The organism is Streptococcus sanguinis, assembly GCF_050220005.1.
GTDB lineage: Bacteria > Bacillota > Bacilli > Lactobacillales > Streptococcaceae > Streptococcus > Streptococcus sanguinis_Z.
This window is the reverse complement of the sequence record NZ_CP071413.1, coordinates 900085-925512: the sequence shown is the minus strand read 5'-3', so window position 1 is coordinate 925512 and position 25428 is coordinate 900085. Positions and strand designations below refer to the sequence as shown.

Here is a 25428-nt window from a genome sequence, read left to right as displayed (position 1 = left end):
TTCTATTCTTTCTATTAATTCCAACAATTTTTTGTTAAAAAAAAACAGGTAGAACATAAGTTCTACCTATTTTTGAGCTTTTCCGAAATTCTTCTAGTTTATTAACGGAATTTCTTCAAGCCTATGTTAGTCTTCAGACTTTTTCTTTCTATTCTCTAAGCCAAGCAGTCCCAAACCTGATACTCCCGCAAGCAAGCTTGCTGCTAAGTATGAGGTTTCTTCTGTACCAGTCTTAGGAAGGGATTTTGCACCCGCACTCTTAGAAAGTGATGGCGGTGCAGGTGTAATCGTCCGCTCTGGCTGAACAGGATTTTCTGTCACAGTTGGAACGTAAACCGCTGAAATAGTTTGACCATTGCGGTCTTTGCGAATCACTGTCACACCATCAGCTTGACCGACAAAGCCCGTTTCTGGTACAAAGGTTACAGTGCCATCTGGCGCAATCGTGTAGGTACCTTGGCCTGGAACAACCTTTTCAGTACTTCCATCCTCGAAAGTTGGCGGAACAGTTGGATCTACGTCGCCTTCAAAGATTGGTTTACCAGTCTGCGGCTGGCCTTTGAGACCCGTGCTGCCGGTATCTTCTGTGGCAGTACTTCCCAAAACAGTTGGGGTATAGGTAGCCGTCACGGCATTGCCATAAATATCTGAACGCTTCACGACGACTCCGCGAGCAGTTCCGACAAAGTCTGCCTCCGGTACGAAAGTCACTGCCCCCAGCATATTGAAACGATAAGTTCCTTCTCCTGGGACAACCATTTCGGTGCTGCCATCCGCAAAGGTCGGTGCTACTGCCTGGTCAATCGCCCCTTCAAAGGTTGGCGTGCCCGTTTGAGCTTGGCCCTTGCGGCCGCTGGACACACTGTCCTGACTGGTTGATGGTGCAACCACGGTCGGAACATAGCGAGCCGTCACTGAGGTGCCATTCTTATCGCGACGGACAAGAGTTACACCAGTACCCTGACCAAGGAAATCAGAATCTGGAGTGAAAGTGACTGTTCCATCTGGTGCGATAGTATAAGTTCCCTGACCCGGAATATTCTTTTCCTTGCTACCGTCGTTGAAGGTTGGCGCAATTGTTTCATCAATTGGCACCAATGGATCACCTGCTTCGAAGACAGGTGTGCCGGTTTGAACATGTCCCTTGATATTTGTAGAGGAAGCATCTTTACCAGTTGGAGTTACCTTAACAAACTCTGGACTGTAAGTTGCAGTGACTGGAGTACCATTCTTGTCCACTCTCTTAACGGTAACTGAATCTGGTTTACCTACAAATTGCTTGTCTGGAGTGAAGGTCACTGAGCCATCTGGGGCAATCGTGTAAGTTCCTTGACCTGGAATCACTTTTTCCTTGTTGCCGTCTGCGAAGCTTGCCCCTACGGTTTCATCAATTGGAACTAGTGGGTCACCACCCGCAAAAATTGGGGTGCCAGTTTGTGGAACACCTTGAGGACCTGTGCTCGTTGCACTAGTACCAGTTGGAGTTACTTCTTTCACTACTGCTTGATATTTGACGGTTACTGGAGTTCCATTCGCATCAGTCCGAGTCAATTCGAGTTCCGGTGTTTCTCCCTTGAATTGTTTGTCTGGAGTGAAAGTAACCTTGCCGTCTGCATCCACTTCGAACTTTCCAACATTCGGCACTTCTTTGACAGAAGAACCATTATCAAACAGTGGAGTCGAATCCGTTGGGAATGGAACAGAATCATGGCCTGGAGTGAAGGAGACCTTGCCTTCTTGAACTTGGCCTTGCAAGCCTTTTGTCTTAGTGCCAGTACCAGTCGGAGTTACCTTAGTATACTCTGGACTGTATGTCGCTATCACTGGTGTACCGTTCTTATCCACTCGCTTCACAGTGATTGGATCTGGTTTACCCACAAATTGCTTGTCTGGCGTGAAAGTCACTGCACCATCTGGAGCAATCGTGTAGGTTCCTTGACCTGGAATGGTCTTCTTCTTGCTTCCATCTTCAAAGGTCGGCTCAACGGTTTCATCAATTGGAACTAATGGATCACCACCTTGGAAAGTTGGTGTACCAGTTTGTGGAACACCTTGAGGACCAGTGCTAGTCGCATTGGTGCCAGTTGGAATCACTTCTTTCACTACTGCTTGATATTTGACGGTGATAGGAGTACCGTTGGCATCCACACGAGTTAATTCGAGTTCCGGTGTTTCACCCTTGAATTGTTTGTCTGGAGTAAAGGTCACCTTACCATCTGCATCCACTTCGAACTTACCAACATTTGGTACTTCTTTGACAGAAGAACCATTGTCAAATAACGGAGTCGAACCAGCAGGGAATGGAACTGAATCGTGACCAGGGGTGAAGGTCACTTTACCTTCTTGAACTTGGCCTTGCAAGCCTTCTGTCTTAGTGCCAGTACCAGTTGGAGTTACTTTCGTAAATTCTGGGCTGTAGGTAGCTGTTACTGGAGTGCCGTTTTTATCGACTCGTTTTACAGTCACTGAATCTGGCTTGCCTACAAACTGCTTCTCTGGCGTGAAAGTCACCGCGCCATCTGGAGCAATCGTGTAGGTTCCTTGACCTGGAATCTTTTTCTCCTTGCTTCCATCTTCAAAGGTCGGCTCAACGGTTTCATCAATTGGAACTAATGGATCACCACCTTGGAAAGTTGGTGTACCAGTTTGTGGAACACCTTGAGGTCCTGTGCTTGTTGCATTGGTGCTAGTAGGAATCACTTCTTTCACTACCGCTTGGTACTTAACTGTAATAGGGGTGCCATTGGCATCAGTGCGTGTCAATTCAAGCTCTGGTGTTTCACCCTTGAATTGTTTGTCTGGAGTAAAGGTCACCTTACCATCTGCATCCACTTCGAATTTACCGACATTTGGAACTTCTTTCACTGTTGAATTGTTATCAAACAGCGGAGTTGAACCAGCTGGGAATGGAACAGAGTCATGGCCTGGAGTGAAGGCGACCTTGCCTTCTTGAACTTGGCCTTGCAAGCCTTCTGTCTTAGTGCCAGTACCAGTCGGAGTTACCTTAGTATACTCTGGACTGTATGTCGCTATCACTGGTGTACCGTTCTTATCCACTCGCTTCACAGTGATTGGATCTGGTTTACCCACAAATTGCTTGTCTGGCGTGAAAGTCACTGCACCATCTGGAGCAATCGTGTAGGTTCCTTGACCTGGAATCTTTTTCTCCTTACTTCCATCTTCGAAAGTTGGCTCTACTGTTTCATCAATTGGAACTAGTGTATCGCCACCTGTGAAGGTTGGGGTGCCAGTTTGAGGGACACCTTGAGGACCTGTGCTAGTCGCATTGGTGCTGGTTGGTATCACCTTGGTAACGGTCGGTGTATAAGTCGCAGTTATTTCTGTACCGTTAGCATCGACTCGTTTAACCGTAACAGGTGTCGCCTTGCCAGTAAATTGCTTAACTGGTTGGAAGGTAATAGAACCATCTGAATTAATGGTATAAGTTCCTTGATTAGCCACTACCAAAGTGTCAGTCCCATTTTCAAAGGTCATTGGCTTGGTCATATCGATTGGAACAGCTTGGTCACCTGGACTGAAAGTTGGCTTGCCACTTTGCGGTTGACCTTGGATACCAGTTGATTCAGCATTGGTACTAGTAGGCGTTACCCGTGTTACCGTTGGCGTATAGGTGGCAGTAACTTCCGTGCCGTTCTTATCTACACGTTTAACAGTAACTGAAGCTGGGGTCCCCACATACTGTTTGTCTGGGGTAAAGGTGATAGTACCATCTGAGTTGATGGTATATTCTCCTACTCCTTGAACTGTCTTCTTAGGTTGACCATCTTCAAAGGTCATTGGAGAATCCATATCAATCGGAACAAGTGGATCACCACCTTGGAAGCTTGGACTACCTGTTTGCGGAACCCCCTGAGGACCTGTGCTAGTCGCGTCAGTTCCTCTTGGAACCACTTCTTTCACAACTGCTTGGTACTTGACGGTTACTGGGGTGCCATTGGCATCAGTGCGAGTCAATTCAAGTTCTGGTGTTTCCCCCTTAAACTGCTTGAGTGGGGTAAAGGTAACCTTACCATCAGAGTCCACTTCAAACTTACCGACATTCTGTACTTCTTTCACCGTTGAATGGTTATCAAACAATGGAGTCGAACCAACAGGGAATGGAACAGAGTCGTGCCCTGGTGTGAAGGTCACTTTACCTTCTTGAACTTGACCTTGCAGGCCTTCTGTCTTGTTTCCAACACCAATTGGCTTTACAGCTGTCACTGTTGCTTGATATTTTGCCTTAGCAAGAGTGCCATTGACATCTGCACGACTGACTTCAATTTCAGGTGTTTTACCTACAAATGTCTTAACCGGTGTAAAGGTAATATTACCATCAATATCCACTTCAAACTTACCAACATTTTCAATTTCTTTCACATTGGTACCAGTGTCAAAAACTGGGGTACTGTCTGCTGAAAAGCCTACTTCTGGTCTTCCAGCTTCAAAAGTAATCTTACCATTCTGAACCAATCCTTGTGGACCTTCAGTCTGATCGCCAGTTGCGTTTGGAATAACTTCTTCAACAGTAGGAGTGTAAGTGGCCGTTACTTCTGTTCCGTTTGTGTCAACTCGTTTAACCTTGACTGGGGTCGCCTTGCCAGTAAATTTCTTCTCTGGCTTAAAAGTAATGGAACCATCTGAATTAATAGTATAAGTTCCTTGATCAGCTACTACCAATGTGTCGGTACCATTTTCAAAGGTCATGGCTTTGCTCATGTCAATTGGGATTTGTTGGTCACCTGGACTGAAAGTTGGCTTGCCGCTTTGTGGTTGACCTTGCAGGCCTGTTGACTCAGCATTGGTGCTGGTTGGTGTGACACGCGTCACGGTTGGTGTGTAAGTAGCCGTTACTTCTGTTCCATTTGTGTCTACGCGTTTAACTGTTACTGGAGATGGGGTCCCCACATATTGCTTGTCTGGCGTGAAAGTAATCGTACCATCTGACTCAATGACATAAGTCCCGACCTTGTCTACCTTCTTGGTTGTTTGATTATCTTCAAAGGTCATTGGTTGGGCCATATCAATCGGCACAGCTTTGTCGCCTGGGGTGAAGATCGGCTTGCCACTTTGTTGTTGTCCTTGCAAGCCGCTTGAAACGGCATTGGTACTTCTTGGCGTCACTTCCGTCACGGTTGGCGTATAGGTTGCTCTTATTTCGGTGCCATTTTCGTCAACTCGTTTGACCGTCACCGAGGCTGGGGTTCCAACATATTTCTTATCTGGAGTAAAGGTAATAGATCCATCTGAATTGATGGTGTATTCCCCTACGCCCGCAACAATCTTCTTAGGTTGACCATCGTCAAAGGTCATTTGCTTGGTCATATCGATTGGGACCGCTGGATCGCCCTCCTTGAAGACTGGCGTTCCTGTTTGTGGAACACCTTGAGGACCTGATGAAGTAGCAGATGTGCTGGTTGGTGTGACCTTGGTCACGTTCGGTGTATAGGTTGCAGTCACTTCTGTGCCGTTGGCATCGACACGTTTGACTGTAACCGGTGTTGCCTTGCCAGTAAATTGCTTAAGTGGCTTGAAGGTAATGGTATCATCTGAATTGATAGTATAAGTTCCTTCATTAGCTACTTCCAAGGTGTTCGTCCCATTTTCAAAAGTCATGGCTTTGCTCATGTCAATTGGGATTTGTTGGTCACCTGGGGTGAAGGTCGGCTTACCACTTTGTGCTTGACCTTGGAGGCCAGTTGATTCAACATTGGTGCTTCTTGGTGTTACTTGGGTCACATTAGGTTGGTAGCGTGCTCGGTGTGCTTTACCATCGGCATCACTGACTTGAACTACCACTGGGTCTGGCGTACCATAAAAAGTTTTGATAGGTTTGAAGGTCACTTGGCCGGTATTTGGATCCAATTCATAGGTCCCGACTTGCTGGCCATTGGACATGGCTGGCACCGTGTTGCCTGCTACTGTCTGACCGTTAGCATCCACAAAGCTGGCAGGATGAGTAGCGTCTGGCATGACAGGGGTCGTATTCGCATCATCATCGTTAAAGACTAGCGTTTTATTTTGGTCCAGTCCCTGAAGACCACTTGATTCGTAGTTTGGAATCTTACGAACTGTCGGCACATAACGGCCGTCCATACTAGTCAATTGATCATTTTTATTAGGGTCAGAAGCATCCGTCGAAGTCCAACCAGTTGATGTACCATTGCTGTCAGTCCAGCGAATATTAACTCCGTCAGCAGTTCCAGAAAATTCCGCATTTGGTGTGAAGACTACTTGAACATCATTGCCATTGACGGTCAAGCGATAGGTCCCTTCTGGACGAATATAGTTGCCATCAACAGGCGTCAGAGCATTGCCTTGTTTATCCAGAACCTGAGGCGCTTGGGTACTCATAACTGCATTGACACTGTCATCTGAACGATCCGTTCCTTTAGGTGTGAAGTGAAGGACAGCAGTTTGAGTCTCACCTGTAAAGCCGTCCGTAGTCTGCTTTTCACCTTTAGGAGGATAAATGCGGTGTAAGAGCATATCTTCTACTTCACCGCTAAAGGCAATACCGGTTGGTTGCTCAATATCACCTTTATTAGTCGCAATACGGAAACGCATACCCAATTTGTCCACTTGACCGCCAGTAATATTTGGGTTGGCATTGAAGGTCAAGGTATAGTCACCAGCAGCTGTAATCTCTTGTAGGTTGCTACCTTCGCTTTCATTGAAGACTCCATCATTGTTGAAGTCTATCCATGCCTTGACATAGGATTTAGCATTACCATTTGGGTTAGCTTTGATTTTAATCGTATAAGTTCCATTTTTTGCTTTGTCTAAATCAAGCAAATCATTAGAAGCGCTTAATTGATCGTCCGCTAGTAATTGGCTGGCCCCCTCGTCCTTATGCTCCTTTTTATCATCCAGAACCCAATTATTAGCTGTATCAACATCAATATCAGCTGGCGTTGTTCCCAAATAAGGTTGCTTAATAGGAGCATCAGTCACCGAATCACGGCCTGAAATGGTATGGAAGGCTTCGCCATAAGTCGCTGGTGCATCACTGCCATCTACCACTAAGAATCCCATCATCATAGCCTGTTGCCCAGATGATGCTACATAGAAACCTACTTCAGATGCCCCACGCGTCATCACCACAGGAACCGTCCGTTCGTTAGAGCGGTTTGGCCCAAAGACCTGAGTCCCCAAGCCACCTGTCACTGTATCCGGACTGAGGTACTTATACCAGTCTACGCTTGTATCTCTTAAAATTAAGAGACCTCTTCTCTTTACATTTTCATCATCCAACATTTGCTTGGTAATAACGGTATAGGCTTCTTTGGCAGTACTCTTATTCTTCCATTCACCGAGATATTCCCATCCTTCTCCGTTAGTAGTGAAGATAGCAAATTCACCTGGGTTGGCATCTTCACCATCGGCCATAACCACCGTAGGGGCTACGCGCTTGCCTAGATAGGTAGCTTCAATTTGGAATTTTACTCCCCAGTTGGTTGAGTTCTCTGGGTAAACCAGCTGGGTCTTTCGTCCTTGCGTATTAAAACCTTGATCACGGATAGAAGTCCATTGGTTCTGGATTGCCCCCGTCACTGTAGGAGGGGTTTGACCATACTTTGCTGCAGACTTTAAGTATCCATTCTGAGCATTTGGGTCATAAGTATTTTCTGTCGGTGTTCCTTCAACCCGTTTTTTATAAGTTTCAGTCGAGTTAAAAGGTTTAAGCTCAGTGACCGTCAGGGTTACTTCATAGCCAGGAGAAATTTCCTTCTTGAAGGTCGTTCCTACTTGGAGTCCGCCTCGTGAATCCAATCCTTTCCAACTTGAAGTATCTGAAAAATCAAGCCAAGTAATCTGTTTGGCTAATTGGGTACTATCTTTCTTGACAGATTCCTCCAAGCTTGGTTTAGGTACACGTGGCGTTGAGGTAGCATCATCTGCCCCAGCCGGTCCAGTACCTATCGGAACTCCTGTTGTTACGCTGTTCTGTTGTCCAGTAGGTGTAGCATCCCGTCTCACACGACGAGAGCGATTAGGCTGAGCTAGCTCTGCGGTTGCTTCTGACTTTTCAGCCACGACAGCCGCGTTGGATGTTTCTGGGTGAACAGTGATTGGCTGAGTATTTTCAACCGGTTTAGTTGCTGTAGGTTCAGTAGATTCTTCAACTTTCTCAGGTTCTGAGCTTCTTGGACTAGGATTATCATCTGGTCGAGGGGTCTCACTAGCAAAAGCGAGTGCTGAACTTTCTTTTGCTTGTAAATGTTCAGAAGCCACAGTTTCAGCAGAATTCACTGATGATTCGGCTATTCCTGTTTGCGAAACTTCGTTTGGGGCACCAGAATCACTAGCTTCGTCAGCACTAACTTGTGCCGCTGCTCCCAAAAGAAGCAGGGTTGACAAGAGCACAGAACAAACACCGACGTTTAGTTTTCGAATCGAAAACTTACGCAGGTGAGGATTAAATAAATCTTTTCCCATAATAATCTCCTAAATAATCATCTAGTTACAATAGTTTTATTATACAACATTCCATTTTAGTTAGCTATATATATAACTATAATTATATAAAAAATTTTTAAAAAAATTGACACAAAGCATTTTATAGTCTATTTTTGAAAACAAAAGAAAAAATAGACCATAGAAAAATCCTTATAAATTAAATAAATCTGGGAACATTTCAGATTCTACTTTAATGTTTGGTATTTTAAAAATGCTATTATGAAGTTTTTTAAGATTTATTCCCTTGGATATAAAGAAAAAAGATTCACTAATGAATCTTCCCTCTTTTAATTTAGGAGTTAAAACCTAAGTTCCTACCTCTTAGTCTTCAGACTTTTTCTTTCTCTTCTCTAAGCCAATCAGACCCAAACCTGATACTCCCGCAAGTAAGCTTGCTGCCAAGTAGGAGGTTTCTTCTGTACCAGTCTTAGGAAGGGATTTTGCATCCTCACTCTTGGAAAGAGAAGGTTGTGCAGGCGTAATCGTCCGCTCTGGCTGAACAGGATCTTCTGTCACAGTCGGAACATAGATTGCTGAAATCGTCTGACCATTGCGGTCTTTGCGAATCACTGTCACGCCATCAGCTTGACCGACAAAGCCAGTTTCCGGTACAAAGGTCACAGTACCATCTGGCGCAATCGTGTAAGTACCTTGACCTGGAACAACCTTTTCGGTACTGCCATCCTCGAAAGTTGGCGGAACAGTTGGATCTACGTCGCCTTCAAAGATTGGTTTACCAGTCTGCGGCTGGCCTTTGAGACCCGTGCTGCCGGTATCTTCTGTGGCAGTACTTCCCAAAACAGTTGGGGTATAGGTAGCCGTCACGGCATTGCCATAAATATCTGAACGCTTCACGACGACTCCGCGAGCAGTTCCGACAAAGTCTGCCTCCGGTACGAAAGTCACTGCCCCCAGCATATTGAAACGATAAGTTCCTTCTCCTGGGACAACCATTTCGGTGCTGCCATCCGCAAAGGTCGGTGCTACTGCCTGGTCAATCGCCCCTTCAAAGGTTGGCGTGCCCGTTTGAGCTTGGCCCTTGCGGCCGCTGGACACACTGTCCTGACTGGTTGATGGTGCAACCACGGTCGGAACATAGCGAGCCGTCACTGAGGTGCCATTCTTATCGCGACGGACAAGAGTCACACCAGTACCCTGACCAAGGAAATCTGCTTCTGGAGTGAAAGTAACTGTACCGTCTGGTGTGATGGTATAAGTTCCCTCACCTGGAATAGTCTTTTCCTTGCTACCGTCGTCGAAGGTTGGCGCAATTGTTTCATCAATTGGCACCAATGGATCACCTGCTTCGAAGACAGGTGTGCCGGTTTGAACATGTCCCTTGATATTTGTAGAGGAAGCATCTTTACCAGTTGGAGTTACCTTGGCAAACTCTGGACTGTAGGTAGCTGTTACTGGAGTGCCATTTTTATCGACACGTTTTACAGTCACTGAATCTGGTTTGCCTACAAACTGCTTGTCTGGTGTGAAAGTCACTGCTCCATCTGGAGTGATGGTGTATGTTCCCTGGCCTGGAATGGTCTTTTCCTTGCTTCCGTCGTTGAAGCTTGGCTCTACTGTCTCATCAATTGGAACCAGTGGATCACCACCTTGGAAAGTTGGTGTACCTGTTTGCGGAACACCCTGCGGACCGGTGCTAGTCGCTGTGGTGCCGGTTGGAGTTACCTTAGTAAACTCTGGGCTATATGTTGCAGTTACTGGCGTACCATTTTTATCCACACGTTTTACAGTGACTGGATCTGGCTTCCCTACAAATTGCTTGTCTGGGGTGAAGGTCACTGCCCCATCTGGAGCAATGGTGTAAGTTCCCTGACCTGGAATGGTCTTTTCTTTACTTCCATCTGCGAAGGTAGGCTCTACTGAGTCATCAATTGGAACCAGTGGATCACCACCCGCAAAGGTTGGAGTACCAGTTTGTGGAACACCTTGAGGGCCAGTGCTAGTTGCATTGGTACCTGTAGGAACCACTTTCGTAAACTCTGGACTGTAAGTCGCAGTCACTGGTGTACCGTTCTTATCAACACGTTTCACAGTGATTGGATCTGGTTTACCTACAAACTGCTTGTCTGGGGTGAAGGTCACTACGCCATCTGGAGTAATGGTGTAAGTTCCTTGACCTGGAATGGTCTTCTTCTTGCTTCCATCTTCGAAGCTTGGCTCAACTGTCTCATCGATTGGAACCAATGGATCGCCACCTTGGAAAGTTGGAGTGCCTGTTTGCGGAACACCCTGAGGACCGGTGCTGGTCGCTGTGGTGCCGGTCGGAGTTACCTTAGTATACTCTGGACTGTATGTCGCTATCACTGGTGTACCGTTCTTATCCACTCGCTTCACAGTGATTGGATCTGGTTTACCCACAAATTGCTTGTCTGGCGTGAAAGTCACTGCACCATCTGGAGCAATCGTGTAGGTTCCTTGACCTGGAATGGTCTTCTTCTTGCTTCCATCTTCAAAGGTCGGCTCAACGGTTTCATCAATTGGAACTAATGGATCACCACCTTGGAAAGTTGGTGTACCAGTTTGTGGAACACCTTGAGGTCCTGTGCTTGTTGCATTGGTGCTGGTTGGCGTTGCCTTAGTAACAGTTGGCGTGTAAGTTGCGGTAACTTCCGTGCCATTTTTATCAACACGTTTTAATGTAACCGGTGTTGGTGTGCCAACATACTGTTTCTCAGGTGTAAAGGTGATAGAACCATCTGAGTTAATACTGTATACTCCTACTCCTTGAACAGTCTTCTTAGGCTGACCATCTTCGAAGGTCATTGGAGAATCCATATCAATTGGAACAGCTGAGTCACCGCCCGCGAAGGTTGGGGTACCGGTTTGTGGAACGCCCTGAGGACCTGTACTAGTCGCATCGGTGCTAGTTGGGATTACTTGAGTCACTGTAGGCTGGTAAACTGCTTCTGCTGTAGATCCGTTCTTATCCCTTACACGAAGACGCGCAGGAGTTGGCGTCCCATGGAAATCAGGTGCAGGTTGGAAGCTAATATCTCCATTAGCTTGAACAGTGTAAGTTCCTTGTAGCTTGCCACTTGCATCATGGACAGGCAGACTATTAGCTTGTTGAATTTGCCCATTAACTACAAATTGTGGTCCCTCTGGCGCTAAAGGCACCGTCGCATTCTGTCCATTAATACTTGCTTGACCTGGAGTAAAGTTTAGGTGACTCGTTTGAAGTTTCCCTTGGAGGCCAGTAGTCTGTGTATCTTGACCTGTTGGAGTTGCGGCCTTAACTTCAGCTTGATAAGTAGCGGTTACTTCTGTCCCGTTCATATCAACACGTTTAACAGATTCAGCACTTGGACGGCCAGTGTAGCTAGGAACTGGTTGGAAGGTTACGCGACCTGCGTTATCAACCATATAAGTTCCGACATTCGGAACAACCTTAGTTGTTTGACCATTATCAAAAGTTGGAGCAACTGCCTCATTAATTGGCACACGATTATCACCTGGCGTAAAGATCAAATTACCAGATTGTTCAGCACCTTGAATACCTTCAGAGCTTGCTCCTTGTGCCGTTGGAACAAGACGCGTTACTGTTGGTTGATAGGTTGCACGGTGCTCTGTCCCGTCGGTATCATGCAATTGTAAGTTAACTCGGTCAACAGTCCCCACAAATGACTTATTCGGAGTGAAAGTCACACGCCCAGTAGCTGGATCTAACTCAAAGGTTCCCACTTCTTGGCCTTGCGAGGTTGCTTTCACGCTTGTTCCAGCAATGCGATTGCCATCAGCATCCAAGAAAAAGACAGGATTCGTTGCAGATGGTTGAGCAGGTGTCTTAGCAGGATTGCCATCATTAAAGATAATATCTTGCACTTGTTGTAAGCCTTGAGCATCTGTTGAACGATGCTCGTTAAAGTTGAGTACAGTAGGGATATAGCGGGCATCCATATTATTCAACTTATCGTTGATAACAGGCTCTCCATTATTCTTCGCAATCCAATCTGTACTTGCACCATTAGTATCAACACGGCGGATATTAATTCCTTGAGTAGTACCGATAAAACCAGTGCTAGGTTCAAATATCACATCCACATTTGCACCCTTGGCTGTTACTTTATATCGTCCCTCAGCAGTATTGTACCAACCGTCGCCATCTGCTGCTAATGTATTGCCAGCATTGTCCAAAACAAGAGGTGCTACAGTTGTATCAATAGCCGCTTTCTTGCTTTCATCATTTTGATCAATACCTTGAGGTGTAAACTGAAGAGTAGCTTTCTGAGGCTGGCCGATTATTCCCGAACTTTCCTTCTTTTCTCCCTTTGGTGGATAGGTCAAGATGACTTCTAAATCCTCTACTTCCCCACTAAAGGCTGTTCCCGTAGGTTTTTCAATATCTCCCTTATTCAGGGCAATACGGACCCGCATTCCCAACTTGCTAACTTCAGGATTGGTCATCGCTGGATTATTCTTGAAATTAACAGTATAGTCACCAGCCGTTGTTACTTCAGTAAATTCGCTGGCCTCATTTTCATCAAAAACGCCATTTTGATTGAAATCAATCCAAGCACGGACATAGGCCTTGCTATTGCCATTAGCAGATGCTTGCAGGCGAACTGAGTAGTCACCATTTTGAAGACGATTAACTCGGAAGAGGTTATTTATCTTACCAGTCAAATCAGAAGGCAAGAGCTGATCAACCCCTTCGTCTGCGTGATCAGTATCGTCATCATGTCTCCAGTCATTACCCGAAGTAGTATCAATATCAGCTTCAACTCGACCCAAGAATGGCTGAGGAGTTCTTGCACCTGTATTGGCATCATAACCAGAAATAGCATGAACAGCATTTCCATAAGAAGCTGGTGCATCTCCCTCATCTACTACCATAAAACCAATCATAGCAGCTTGCTGACCAGAAGAAGCAATATAAATCCCAACTTCTGAAGCGCCACGTGTCATCACAATCGGAACTGTGTGATCTTTAGAAGTATTAGGACCAAAGACCTGAGAGCCCAAGCCTCCTGTTTTTTGATCTGGATTAGTAAAAGCAGTCCAGTCGATTACAGGTATAGTCGCATTATCTCCTATATATTGACCATATCTGTTAGGGTTCATCGGTGCATAAGTTTCGGTAATTTCCCGACCGTCTGGCAGGACACGTTTCCATTCTGCCAAGTGTTCCCATCCTTGGCCATTGGTCGTGAAGATAGCATACTCCCCTGGGTTGGCTTCTTCTCCATCTGCCATGATAACTGTTGCTTTTACAGGTTTCCCAAGGTAAGTCGCTTCTACCTTGAATTTTATACCGTAGCTAGCACCATTTTTAGGGACTTGTAATTGAGTCTTTCGGCCATTGGTGTTAATCCCTTGGTCTCGGACAGATGTCCATTGATTCTGCTCCGCTCCTATAATTTTCGGTCTAGCCGAATCTCCCTCAGCTTCCTGCTTTTTATAGTCTTCATTTACATATCTGAACCAAGTGTTTTTCGCATTCGGATCATAGCTACTTTCATACGCAGTACCCTTGACGCGGTCACGATAAATCTCTGTTGAGTGGAAGGGTTTTAATTCCGTCACTGTCAGTTTGATACGATAGCCAGGTGAAATTTCTTTTTCATAGACAGTACCAACTTTAAAGGAATCGTCCGTATCTAAGTTGCTGATAGCACTTTTATCCCCAAGATCCAGCCAGTTAATCTGCTTCATCAAGTCTGTCGGGTTCTTTTTTTCAGAATCAGCCAAAGTAGGCTTCTCAATGGTGTTGTTAGGGTCACCATCTCGCAGACCAGTAGGTGCTGCATCCCGTCTTACCCGACGAGAGCGACTAGGCTGAGCAGGCTCTGTAGTTCCTGCCGGTTGAGCAGGAGCTGGTTGGGCATTATCTTCAGTCTTAACTTCTGCAGGAACAACAGCTGGTGCAGAGGTAGTTTCTGCCGCCGGCTGCTCACTTGTTGGCTTATCAACTGAATCAGGCCTTGCAGTCGCTACCGCAGACGCATCTTCTGCTTGAGCCACGAAAGTAGCAGGTCTGCTTTCCTCAGCTGGTGAATTTAGCGGCTCTGCAGTACTTACTGAGGAATCAGCTATGCCTGCTTGAGAAACCTCGCTTTGAGTCCCAGAAGAAACAGTCTCATCAGCGCTAACCTGCGTTGCCGCACCCAAAAGAAGCAGGGTTGATAAGAGCACAGAACAAACACCGACGTTTAGTTTTCGAATCGAAAACTTACGCAGGTGAGGATTAAATAAATCTTTTCCCATAATAATCTCCTAAATAATCATTTAAATTGCAGCTTTTATTATACACTATTCTATTTTAGTTATCCATATATATAACTATAATTGTAAGAAACTAACATTATAATTAGACACTTTGTTAAAAATGGTCTATTTTTAACAAAAATAGGAAAGATCCATAAACGAATCTTTCCTATTTTGATTTAGCGGTTAGAAGCTAAGTTCTCACCTCTTAGTCTTCAGACTTTTTCTTTCTCTTCTCTAAGCCAATCAGTCCTAAACCTGATACTCCTGCAAGTAAGCTTGCTGCCAAGTATGAGGTTTCTTCTGCACCAGTCTTAGGAAGGGATTTTGCACCCTCACTCTTGGAAAGAGACGGTGGTGCAGGCGTAATCGTCCGCTCTGGCTGAACAGGATTTTCTGTCACAGTTGGAACGTAAACCGCTGAAATCGTCTGACCATTACGATCTTTGCGAATCACTGTCACACCGTCAGCTTGACCGACAAAGCCAGTTTCCGGTACAAAGGTCACTGTGCCATCTGGCGCAATCGTGTAAGTTCCTTGGCCTGGAACAACCTTTTCAGTACTGCCATCCTCGAAAGTTGGAGGAACAGTTGGATCCACGTCGCCTTCAAAGATTGGTTTGCCAGTCTGCGGCTGTCCTTTTAGACCTGTGCTGCTGGTATCTTCTGTAGCAGTACTTCCCAAAACAGTTGGGGTATAGGTTGCCGTCACGGCATTGCCATAAATATCTGAACGCTTCACGACAACTCCACGAGCAGTTCCGACAAAGTCGGCTTCTGGCACAAAGGTCACTGCCCCCAACATATTGAACCGATAAGTTCCCTCACCTGGGACAACCATCTCTGTGCTGCCATCCGCAAAGGTCGGTGCTACTGCCTGGTCAATCGCCCCTTCAAAGGTTGGCGTGCCCGTTTGAGCTTGGCCCTTGCGACCACTAGATACACTATCCTTGCTAGTTGATGGTTCAACTACGGTAGGAACATAACGAGCTGTCACTGAGCTGCCATTCTTATCACGACGGACAAGAGTCACACCGGTTCCCTTACCAAGGAAATCAGCTTCTGGAGTGAAGGTGACTGTCCCGTCTGGTGCGATGGTGTATGTTCCCTGACCTGGAATAGTCTTTTCCTTGCTTCCATCTTCAAAGGTTGGCTCAACTGACTCATCAATTGGAACCAATGGATCACCTGCTTCGAAGACAGGTTTCCCAGTCTGAACATGACCTTTGATATTCGTAGAGGAAGCATCTTTACCAGTTGGGACTACTGCTTTCACTATCGCTTGATATTTGACAATAACAGGAGTTCCGTTAGCGTCTAAACGAATTAATCCCTGTTCTGATGTTTCACCCTTGAATTGTTTTATCGGAGTGAAGGTCACCTTGTTATCTGCATCCACTTCGAACTTACCAACATTTGGCACTTCTTTAATATTCTTTCCGTTACCAAAGAGTGGAGTCGAACCAGCTGGGAATGGAACTAATTTATGTCCTGGCGTGAAAGTCACTTGACCTTTTTGAATCTGACCTTGCAGCCCTTCTGTTTTAGTGCCAGTACCTATCGGAGTTACCTTGGTGAACTCTGGACTGTAGGTCGATGTCACTGGAGTGCCATTCTTATCGACACGTTTTACAGTGATTGGATCTGGACTACCTACAAACTGCTTCTCTGGGGTGAAGGTTACTGTACCATCTGGTGCAATGGTGTATGCTCCTTGACCTGGAATGGTCTTCTTCTTGCTTCCATCTGCAAAGGTTGGCTCAACAGTCTCATCAATCGGAACCAGTGGATCACCACCTGCGAAGGTTGGTGTGCCAGTTTGAGGAAGGCCTTGTGGACCAGTGCTAGTTGCGGTAGTTCCTATTGGAGTCACTTTCTCAACAGTTGGTGTGTACTTAGCTGTCACTGGGGTACCATTCTTATCTATACGTTTAACAACAACCGAGTCTGGTGTCCCAACAAATTGCTTGTCCGGTGTGAAAGTGACAGATCCATCTGGCGTTACTTCGAAGATTCCGACATTTGGAACTTCCTTGCGTTTGCTTCCATCATCGAAAGTAGCTGGAGTATCATTATCCAGTGGTACATTCGGGTCGCCACCAACAAAGTTTGGTTTACCCGTTTGCGGAAGACCTTGTGGACCAGTGCTCGTCACGGTGGTGCCTGTTGGAGTTACCTCTTTCACTACCGCTTGGTACTTAACTGTAACAGGGGTACCATTGACATCAGTGCGAGTCAATTCAAGTTCTGGTGTTTCACCCTTGAATTGTTTGTCTGGAGTAAAGGTCACCTTGCCATCTGCATCCACTTCAAATTTACCAACATTCGGCACTTCTTTGACAGAAGAACCATTATCAAACAGTGGAGTCGAATCCGTTGGGAATGGAACAGAGTCATGGCCAGGTGTGAAGGTGACTTGTCCTTCTTGCACTTGACCTTGCAAACCTTCTGACTTAGTGCCAGTACCAGTTGGAGTTACCTTGGTGAACTCTGGACTGTAGGTCGCTGTCACTGGTGTGCCGTTCTTGTCCACTCGCTTAACTGTGATTGGGTCCGGCTTACCTACAAACTGCTTGTCCGGCGTGAAGGTCACTAAGCCATCTGGAGTAATGGTGTAAGTTCCCTGACCTAGAATGGTCTTTTCCTTGCTACCATCGTCGAAGCTTGGCTCAACTGTTTCGTCAATCGGAACCAATGGATCACCACCTGCAAAGGTTGGAGTACCCGTTTGAGGAAGGCCTTGTGGGCCAGTGCTCGTTGCGGTAGTTCCTATTGGGGTCACTTTCTCAACAGTAGGCGTGTACTTAGCCGTCACTGGGGTACCATTCTTATCTACTCGCTTAACAACAACTGGGTCTGGTGTCCCAACAAATTGCTTGTCAGGTGTGAAAGTGACAGATCCATCTGGTGCTACTTCAAAGGTACCGACATTTGGAACTTCCTTGCGTTTGCTTCCATCATCGAAAGTCGCTGGAGTATCATTATCCAGTGGTACATTCGGGTCGCCACCAACAAAGTTTGGTTTACCCGTTTGTGGACGGCCTTGTGGGCCAGTGCTGGTTGAGGTGGTGCCTGTTGGAGTTACCTCTCTCACTACTGCTTGGTACTTGACAGTTGCTGGTGTTCCATTAGCATCAGTCCGAGTCAATTCGAGTTCAGGTGTTTCACCCTTGAATTGTTTGTCTGGAGTGAAAGTTACCTTGCCATCTGCATCCACTTCGAACTTACCAACATTCGGCACTTCTTTAACTGCAGAACCATTATCGAATAATGGAGTTGAACCAGCTGGGAATGGAACTGAATCATGACCAGGGGTGAAGGTCACTTTGCCTTCTTGGACTTGGCCTTGCAGACCTTCTGTCTTGGTGCCAGTACCTGTCGGAGTAACAGCAGTCACAATCGCTTGATAGTTAGCCTTGGCTACTGTTCCATTGACATCTGTACGGCTGAGTTCGACTTCTGAAGTTTTGCCTACAAAGGTTTTGACTGGAGTAAAGGTGACATTACCCTCTCCGTCCACTTCGAACTTACCGACTTTGTCAATTTCTTTCACATTGGTGCCGGTGTCAAAGACTGGGGTACTGTTATCTGGGAAACCAACTTGAGGACTTCCTGGTTCAAAAGTAACTTTTCCTTTTTGAACTTGGCCTTGAAGCCCCTCTGTCTGATCACCTTTCGCCGTCGGAGTGACTTTTTCAACAGTTGGTGTGTACTTAGCCGTCACTGGTGTACCATTCTTATCTACCCGCTTAACAACAACTGGGTCTGGTGTCCCAACAAATTGCTTGTCAGGTGTGAAAGTGACAGATCCATCTGGTGTTACTTCGAAGATTCCGACATTTGGAACTTCCTTGCGTTTGCTTCCATCATCGAAAGTCGCTGGAGTATCATTATCCAGTGGTACATTCGGGTCGCCACCAACAAAGTTTGGTTTACCTGTTTGAGGGCGGCCTTGTGGGCCAGTGCTGGTTGAGGTGGTGCCTGTTGGAGTTACCTCTTTCACTACCGCTTGGTACTTAACTGTAACAGGGGTGCCGTTGGCATCTACACGAGTCAATTCAAGTTCTGGCGTTTCACCCTTGAATTGCTTGTCTGGAGTGAAAGTCACCTTGCCATCCGCATCCACTTCGAACTTACCAACATTTGGCACTTCTTTAACTGCGGTACCATTATCGAATAATGGAGTTGAACCTGCCGGGAATGGAACTGAATCATGGCCTGGAGTGAAGCTAACATGACCTTCTTGAACCTGACCTTGCAAGCCTTCTGTCTTAGTACCGGTGCCTGTTGGAGTTACCTTGGTAAACTCTGGACTGTAGGTCGCTGTCATTGGAGTACCATTCTTATCCATCCGCTTAACGGTGACTGGATCTGGTTTACCTACAAATTGCTTGTCTGGCGTGAAGGTCACTGCGCCATCCGGAGTGATGGTATAAGTTCCTTGACCTGGAATATTCTTTTCCTTGCTGCCATCTCCGAAGGTTGGCTCTACTGTGTCATCGATTGGAACAAGTGGGTCGCCGCCTGCGAAGGTCGGTATGCCAGTTTGAGGAAGGCCTTGTGGACCTGTGCTGGTTGCATTGGTACCTGTTGGAGTTACTTTAGTAAACTCTGGACTGTAAGTTGCCGTCACTGGAGTGCCGTTCTTGTCCACTCGCTTCACTGTGATTGGGTCCGGTGTGCCTACAAACTGCTTGTCTGGCGTGAAAGTCACTACGCCATCTGGAGTGATGGTGTAAGTTCCCTGACCTGGAATCTTCTTCTCCTTACTTCCATCTGCAAAGGTTGGCTCAACTGTTTCATCAATCGGAACTAGTGGGTCAGCAGCTTTGAAGATTGGAGTTCCTGTTTGAGGGATACCTTGTGGGCCAGTGCTCGTAACGGTGGTGCCTGTCGGAGTTACTTCTTTCACTACCGCTTGGTATTTAACTGTTACTGGAGTGCCGTTGGCGTCCACACGAATAATTCCTAATTCTGGTGTTTCACCCTTGAACTGTTTGTCTGGAGTGAAGGTCACAATGCCATCTGCATCTACTTCGAACTTACCGATATTTGGTATTTCTTTAATATTTTTTCCGTTACCAAATAGCGGAGTCGAGCCTGCTGGGAATGGAACTAATTCATGGCCTGGCGTGAAGGTGACATGACCTTTTTGAACCTGACCTTGTAATCCTTCTGTCTTATCACCAGTACCTGTCGGAGTAACAGCTGTCACAGTTGCTTGGTAGTTGGCTTTTGCTGCTGTACCGTTGATATCTGTACGGCTGAGTTCAACTTCTGGTGTCTTACCGACAAACGTTTTGACTGGTGTGAAAGTAACATTCCCCTCTGTATCAACCTCGAACTTACCGACTTTGGCAATTTCTTTTACAGTAGAACCATTATCAAAGACCGGTGTGCTGTCGGTTGGGAAGCCTACTTGCGGACTTCCTGCTTCAAAAGTAACCTTGCCTTTTTGAACTTGGCCTTGAAGCCCCTCCGTCTGAGCACCTGTCGCTCTTGGAGTCACTTTCTCAACAGTTGGCGTATACTTGGCTGTCACAGGAGTGCCATTTTTGTCCACTCGCTTAACAATAACCGGATCTGGTGTGCCAACAAATTGCTTATCTGGGGTAAAGGTGACAGAACCGTCTGGTGCCACTTCAAAGATACCGACATTTGGAACAACCTTGCGCTTGCTTCCGTCATCGAAAGTAGCCGGAGTATCATTATCCAGTGGAACTCCCGGAGTGCCGCTCACGAAGTTTGGCTTGCCTGTTTGTGGACGGCCTTGCTCACCAGTGCTGGTGATATTTGTTCCCGTTGGAACCACTTCTTTCACTACAGCTTGGTATTTAACGGTGACAGGAGTACCATTCACATCTGCTCGAACCAATGTCAGCTCAGGAGTGGTTCCCTTAAACTGCTTGTCTGGCGTGAAAGTAACCTTGCCATTGGCATCCACTTCAAATTTACCAACGGTTGGAACCTCTTTAACAGTCAAACCATTGTCAAAGAGCGGAGTTGTTTCAGCCGGGAATGGTACAGAGGCATGACCAGGTGTGAAGGTAACATGACCTTCTTGAACCTGACCCTGCAATCCTTCAGTCTTATCACCAGTACCAGTCGGAGTGACTTTAGTAAACTCAGGACTGTAAGTCGCAGTGACTGGTGTACCATTCTTATCAACACGTTTCACTGTCACTGAATCTGGCTTTCCTACAAACTGCTTCTCTGGTGTGAAGGTAACTGTGCCATCTGGTGCAATGGTGTAAGTTCCCTGACCTGGAATAGCCTTTTCCTTGCTATCATCTTCAAAGGTTGGCTCGACTGCTTCATCAATTGGAACCAGTGGATCACCACCTTGGAAAGTTGGGATACCTGTTTGCGGGATACCCTGAGGACCGGTGCTAGTCACATTAGTTCCTGTTGGAGTTACTGATGTAACTGTCGCGATATAAGTAACTTTCGCTGCAATACCATTTGCATCTTTGCGAGTAATACTAATTTCTGGCGTTTCACCTACAAAGCGCTTGTCTGGCGTGAAGGTGACATTGCCCTCTCCATCTACTTCAAACTTACCGACTTTAGCAATTTCTTTGACATTCGTACCTGTATCAAAGACTGGCGTGCTGTTGGCTGGGAATCCTACTTTTGGATCGCCAGCTTTAAAAGTTACACGGCCCTTTTGAACTTGGCCTTGCGGACCTTCTGTCTGATCTCCAGTTCCCGTCGGAGTCACAGCGGTCACAGTCGCCCGATATTTGGCCTTGACTACTGTGCCATTGACATCTGCGCGGCTGAGTTCAACTTCTGGTGTCTTACCGACAAACGTTTTGACTGGAGTAAAGGTGACATTACCCTCTCCATCCACTTCGAACTTACCGACTTTGGCAATTTCTTTCACATTCGTGCCAGTGTCAAAGACTGGAGTTCTGTTCTCTGGAAAACCAACTTGCGAACTTCCTGGTTCAAAAGTAACTTTTCCTTTCTGAACTTGACCTTGTGGGCCTTTTGTCTGAGCACCTGTTGCTCTTGGGGTTACTTTCTCAACAGTAGGCGTGTACTTAGCTGTCACAGGAGTGCCATTTTTGTCCACTCGCTTAACAAGAACTGGATCTGGTGTCCCAACATATTGCTTGTCTGGTGTGAAAGTGACAGATCCATCTGGTGCCACTTCAAAGATTCCGACATTTGGAACGACTTTGCGCTTACTTCCATCATCGAAAGTCGCTGGAGTATCATTATCCATTGGTACATCTGGGTTGCCACTTACAAAGTTTGGCTTACCTGTCTGTGGACGGCCTTGTTTACCAGTGCTAGTGATGTTTGTTCCAGTTGGAGTAACAGCAGTGACTGTTGCCTTGTAGATAGCTATAGCTGTGCTGCCATTCGTATCTGTACGAGTAATCCTGATGTCCGGCGTAAGGCCTTTAAATTGTTTCTCTGGAGTAAAGGTTACATTTCCATCCTCATCCACTTCAAACTTACCAACAGTAGGCACTTCTTTAACAGTCGAACCATTGTCGAAGAGCGGAGTGGAGCCAGCCGGAAAGGCCACAGTTTGTTTTTGACCATTGACTTGCGCAGAACCTTCTGTGAAGCTGACTTTTCCTCGCTGAACTTGACCTTGTACACCACTGGTTTCAGCATTCGTCGCACTTGGTGCTGCTGCTTTTACATCAGCCTGATAGTTAGCTGTTACTTCTGTTCCATTGACATCTACTCGCTTGATAATCTCTGCCGCTGGCCGTCCAGTATAAGTCGGTAGTGGAGTGAAGGTAACTAAGCCTTGATTATCCACCTGATAGGTACCAACACCAGCAACTGTTTTAGTCTGGCTGCCATTATCAAAGGTTGGCAACTTCTTGCTATCAATAGGCACACGATTATTGCCTGGATTGAAGGTCAATTGCCCTGTCTGAACTGCACCTTGAATGCCCTCGCTGCTGGCCCCTTGAGCAGTCGGTCTAACAGGAGTCACCTTTGGCTGATAAATAGCTTGATGCGGAATACCTTTGCCATCAATCATTTGAACAGACACAGGGTCTACAGTACCAACAAAGTTTTTGTTTGGTTTGAAAGTAATCTTACCTGTTGCAGGTTGGACTTCAAAACGACCGACTTCCCGACCATTTGATAAAGCTGGAACTCTAGTATCATCTGTAGTCGTTCCATCCGCTTTCACAAATTTTACTGGATTTGCTGACGTCGGACTTGCCGGAGTTTTGCGAGCATCACCATCATTAAAGATAGGCGTCTTTTCTTGCGTTAATCCTTGAGCATCCGTTGTTTCATACTTAGGAACATTGAGCACGGTTGGCACATAGCGTCCATCCATCGTATTCAGCTGATCATTGATGACTGGTTCAGCCTGATTCTTGGCAATCCAATCTGTACTTGCGCCGTTAGTATCAAAACGACGGATGTTAATTCCCTGGGCTGTGCCGATAAAGCCAGCTTTAGGCTCATATACCACATCTACATCAGCACCGTTTGCAGTTACTTTATAACGGCCTTCAGCAGTGTTATACCAGCCTTCTGCATCAGCTGTCAGGGCATTTCCTCTCGTATCTAATACAATCGGAGCTTTGGTAGTATCAATTGCTACTTTCTTATTTTCAGTATTTTGAGCAATTCCCTGCGGAGTGAAATGAAGAGTGGCTGTCTGTCTCTGATCACGGATCCCAGTACTTTCCTTCTTCTCACCTTTTGGTGGGTAGGTCAGTTCAACTTCTAGATCTTCCACCTCACCACTAAATGCAGTTCCGGTAGGCTTTTCAATATCTCCCTTGTTCAAGGCGATACGAACACGCATTCCCAGCTTGCTAAGTTCAGGATTAGTCATAGCTGGATTCTTCTTAAAGTTGACAGTATAATCTCCCGCAGTTGTTACTTCGGTAAATTCACTGGCTTCGTCTTCATCGAAGACACCATTATTATTGAAGTCAATCCAGGCGCGGACATAAGCTTTTTCGTATCCATTAGCTGAAGCATGGATGCGGAGAGAATAATCTCCGTCATGCAGACGGTTGACTGGAAAAAGACCATTGGTTTTCCCGACTAAATCATCAGACAAGAGCTGATTAACACCTTCATCGGCCAACTCTGTATCATCATCATGTTTCCAGTTATTGCCAGATGAGGTATCAATATCAGCCTCAACACGGCCCAAGTAAGGCTGTGGTGTGTGAGCGCCTGTTTCAGCATTGTATTTTGAAATAGCGTGGATTGCTTTTCCATAAGAATCCGGAGCATCGCCTTCGTCCACTGCCATGAAACCAATCATCGCAGCCTGCTGACCAGAAGAAGCTATATAAATACCAACCTCAGATGCACCACGTGTCATTACAAGCGGAATTGTATTATTTTTAGAAACATTAGGTCCAAATACTTGGCTTCCCAGTCCGCCAGTCTTTTGGTCAGGACTGACATAGGCCTGCCAATGAACCCCAGTACCGTCATCTCCAATAAATTGACCTTCTGTAGTAGGCTTCATTGGCTTATAGGTTTCTGTAATCTCAGTAGTCACACCATTTGCGTCTGTAACTGTACGCTTCCACTCGGCCAAATGTTCCCAACCATTACCATTGGTTGTAAAGATAGCATACTCGCCAGGGTTTGCCTCTTCTCCATCAGCCATGACAACGGTTGCTTTAACAGGCTTCCCACGATATCTAGCTTCAACTTTGAACTTCACACCGTAGTTGGCTTCATCTTTAGGAACCTGCAGTTGGGTCTTACGGCCTTTAGTATCAATTCCTTCTGACTTAATAGCAGACCATTGATTTTGAGCAGCACCAGTAATTTTAGGGCGGTAATCATCACCATACCAATACTGATAAGCATAATTATTGCTATTGGTATATTGAAGCCAAGTATTTTTTGCATTGGGATCATAACTGCTTTCGTACTCAGTCCCCTTTACTCGATCACGATAGATCTCTGTCGCATAGAAAGGTTTCAATTCCGTCACAGTCAGTTTGACCACATAGCCCGGCGAAATTTCCTTCTCATATACTGTTCCAACTTTAAAGGAGCCATCTTTATCTAGATTTCTCAGTGATTTAGTATCACCAAAATCTAGCCAGTTCACTTGCTTCATCAACTCATCAGAGCGTTTTCTTACTGATTCTTCCAGTGTTGGTTTAGAAACTGTAGGATTAGGTGTTGCATCTTGTATAGCAGAGCTAGCTTGACCAGCAGGACTTGTAGTACGGAATGATGTTCCTGTCTCCATTGGCTGGCCGTTACGATCAGACCTTGGCATAGCCGCAGAACTTGGTTTTGGCGTATATTGCACTGAATAAGAGCGCGTCCGACTAGCTTCAGCTGGTCTGGCTTCATTAGAGGTCTCAGCTGTTTGATTAGCTTCTTGTGCCTTTTCAGGTGTCGCTTGCTCTGGGGCAGCAGCTGGACTTACCAGCTGATTTTGATCAGCACTTGCTTCTGAGTTAGCTGTTTCAGGAACAGCAGATGTTGCTGTATTCTCAAGAGCAGGCTGACTGACTGGCTGACTCATAGCAGAGTCCGTCGGTTTTTCTGGCAGTGAGATATTATCATCTACAGATCCGCTGGCAGTTTCATCTGCATTGACCGTAGCCGCAGTACCTAAAAGGAAAACGGTAGATAATAATACCGAGCAAACTCCGACATTTAATTTTCGAATTGAAAACTTATTTAAATGGGGGTTAAATAATTCTTTTCCCATAGAATCTCCTATATTAATATTTAATAGCAATTGGTATTATACAACATTTATATATA

The 25428-nt window shown here is 46.0% G+C and carries 3 protein-coding genes; all 3 read right to left on the bottom strand.

Features of this window, described 5'->3' with window-relative positions; all coding sequences use genetic code 11:
• Positions 1-126: 126 nt before the first annotated feature.
• On the bottom strand, positions 127-8439 hold the full coding sequence (locus tag J1C86_RS04490; RefSeq protein WP_427150824.1) for a CshA/CshB family fibrillar adhesin-related protein: 8313 nt from the start codon (positions 8437-8439) through the stop codon (positions 127-129).
• A gap of 342 nt (positions 8440-8781) precedes the next feature.
• Positions 8782-14682 carry a CshA/CshB family fibrillar adhesin-related protein gene (locus J1C86_RS04485; RefSeq protein ID WP_427150823.1) on the bottom strand — a complete coding sequence of 1967 codons (5901 nt, stop codon included), beginning with the start codon at positions 14680-14682 and terminating at the stop codon, positions 8782-8784.
• A 208-nt stretch (positions 14683-14890) separates the two neighbouring features.
• Positions 14891-25372, bottom strand: a complete 10482-nt coding sequence (locus tag J1C86_RS04480) for a CshA/CshB family fibrillar adhesin-related protein (protein ID WP_125409368.1) — start codon at positions 25370-25372, stop codon at positions 14891-14893.
• Positions 25373-25428 lie beyond the last annotated feature (56 nt).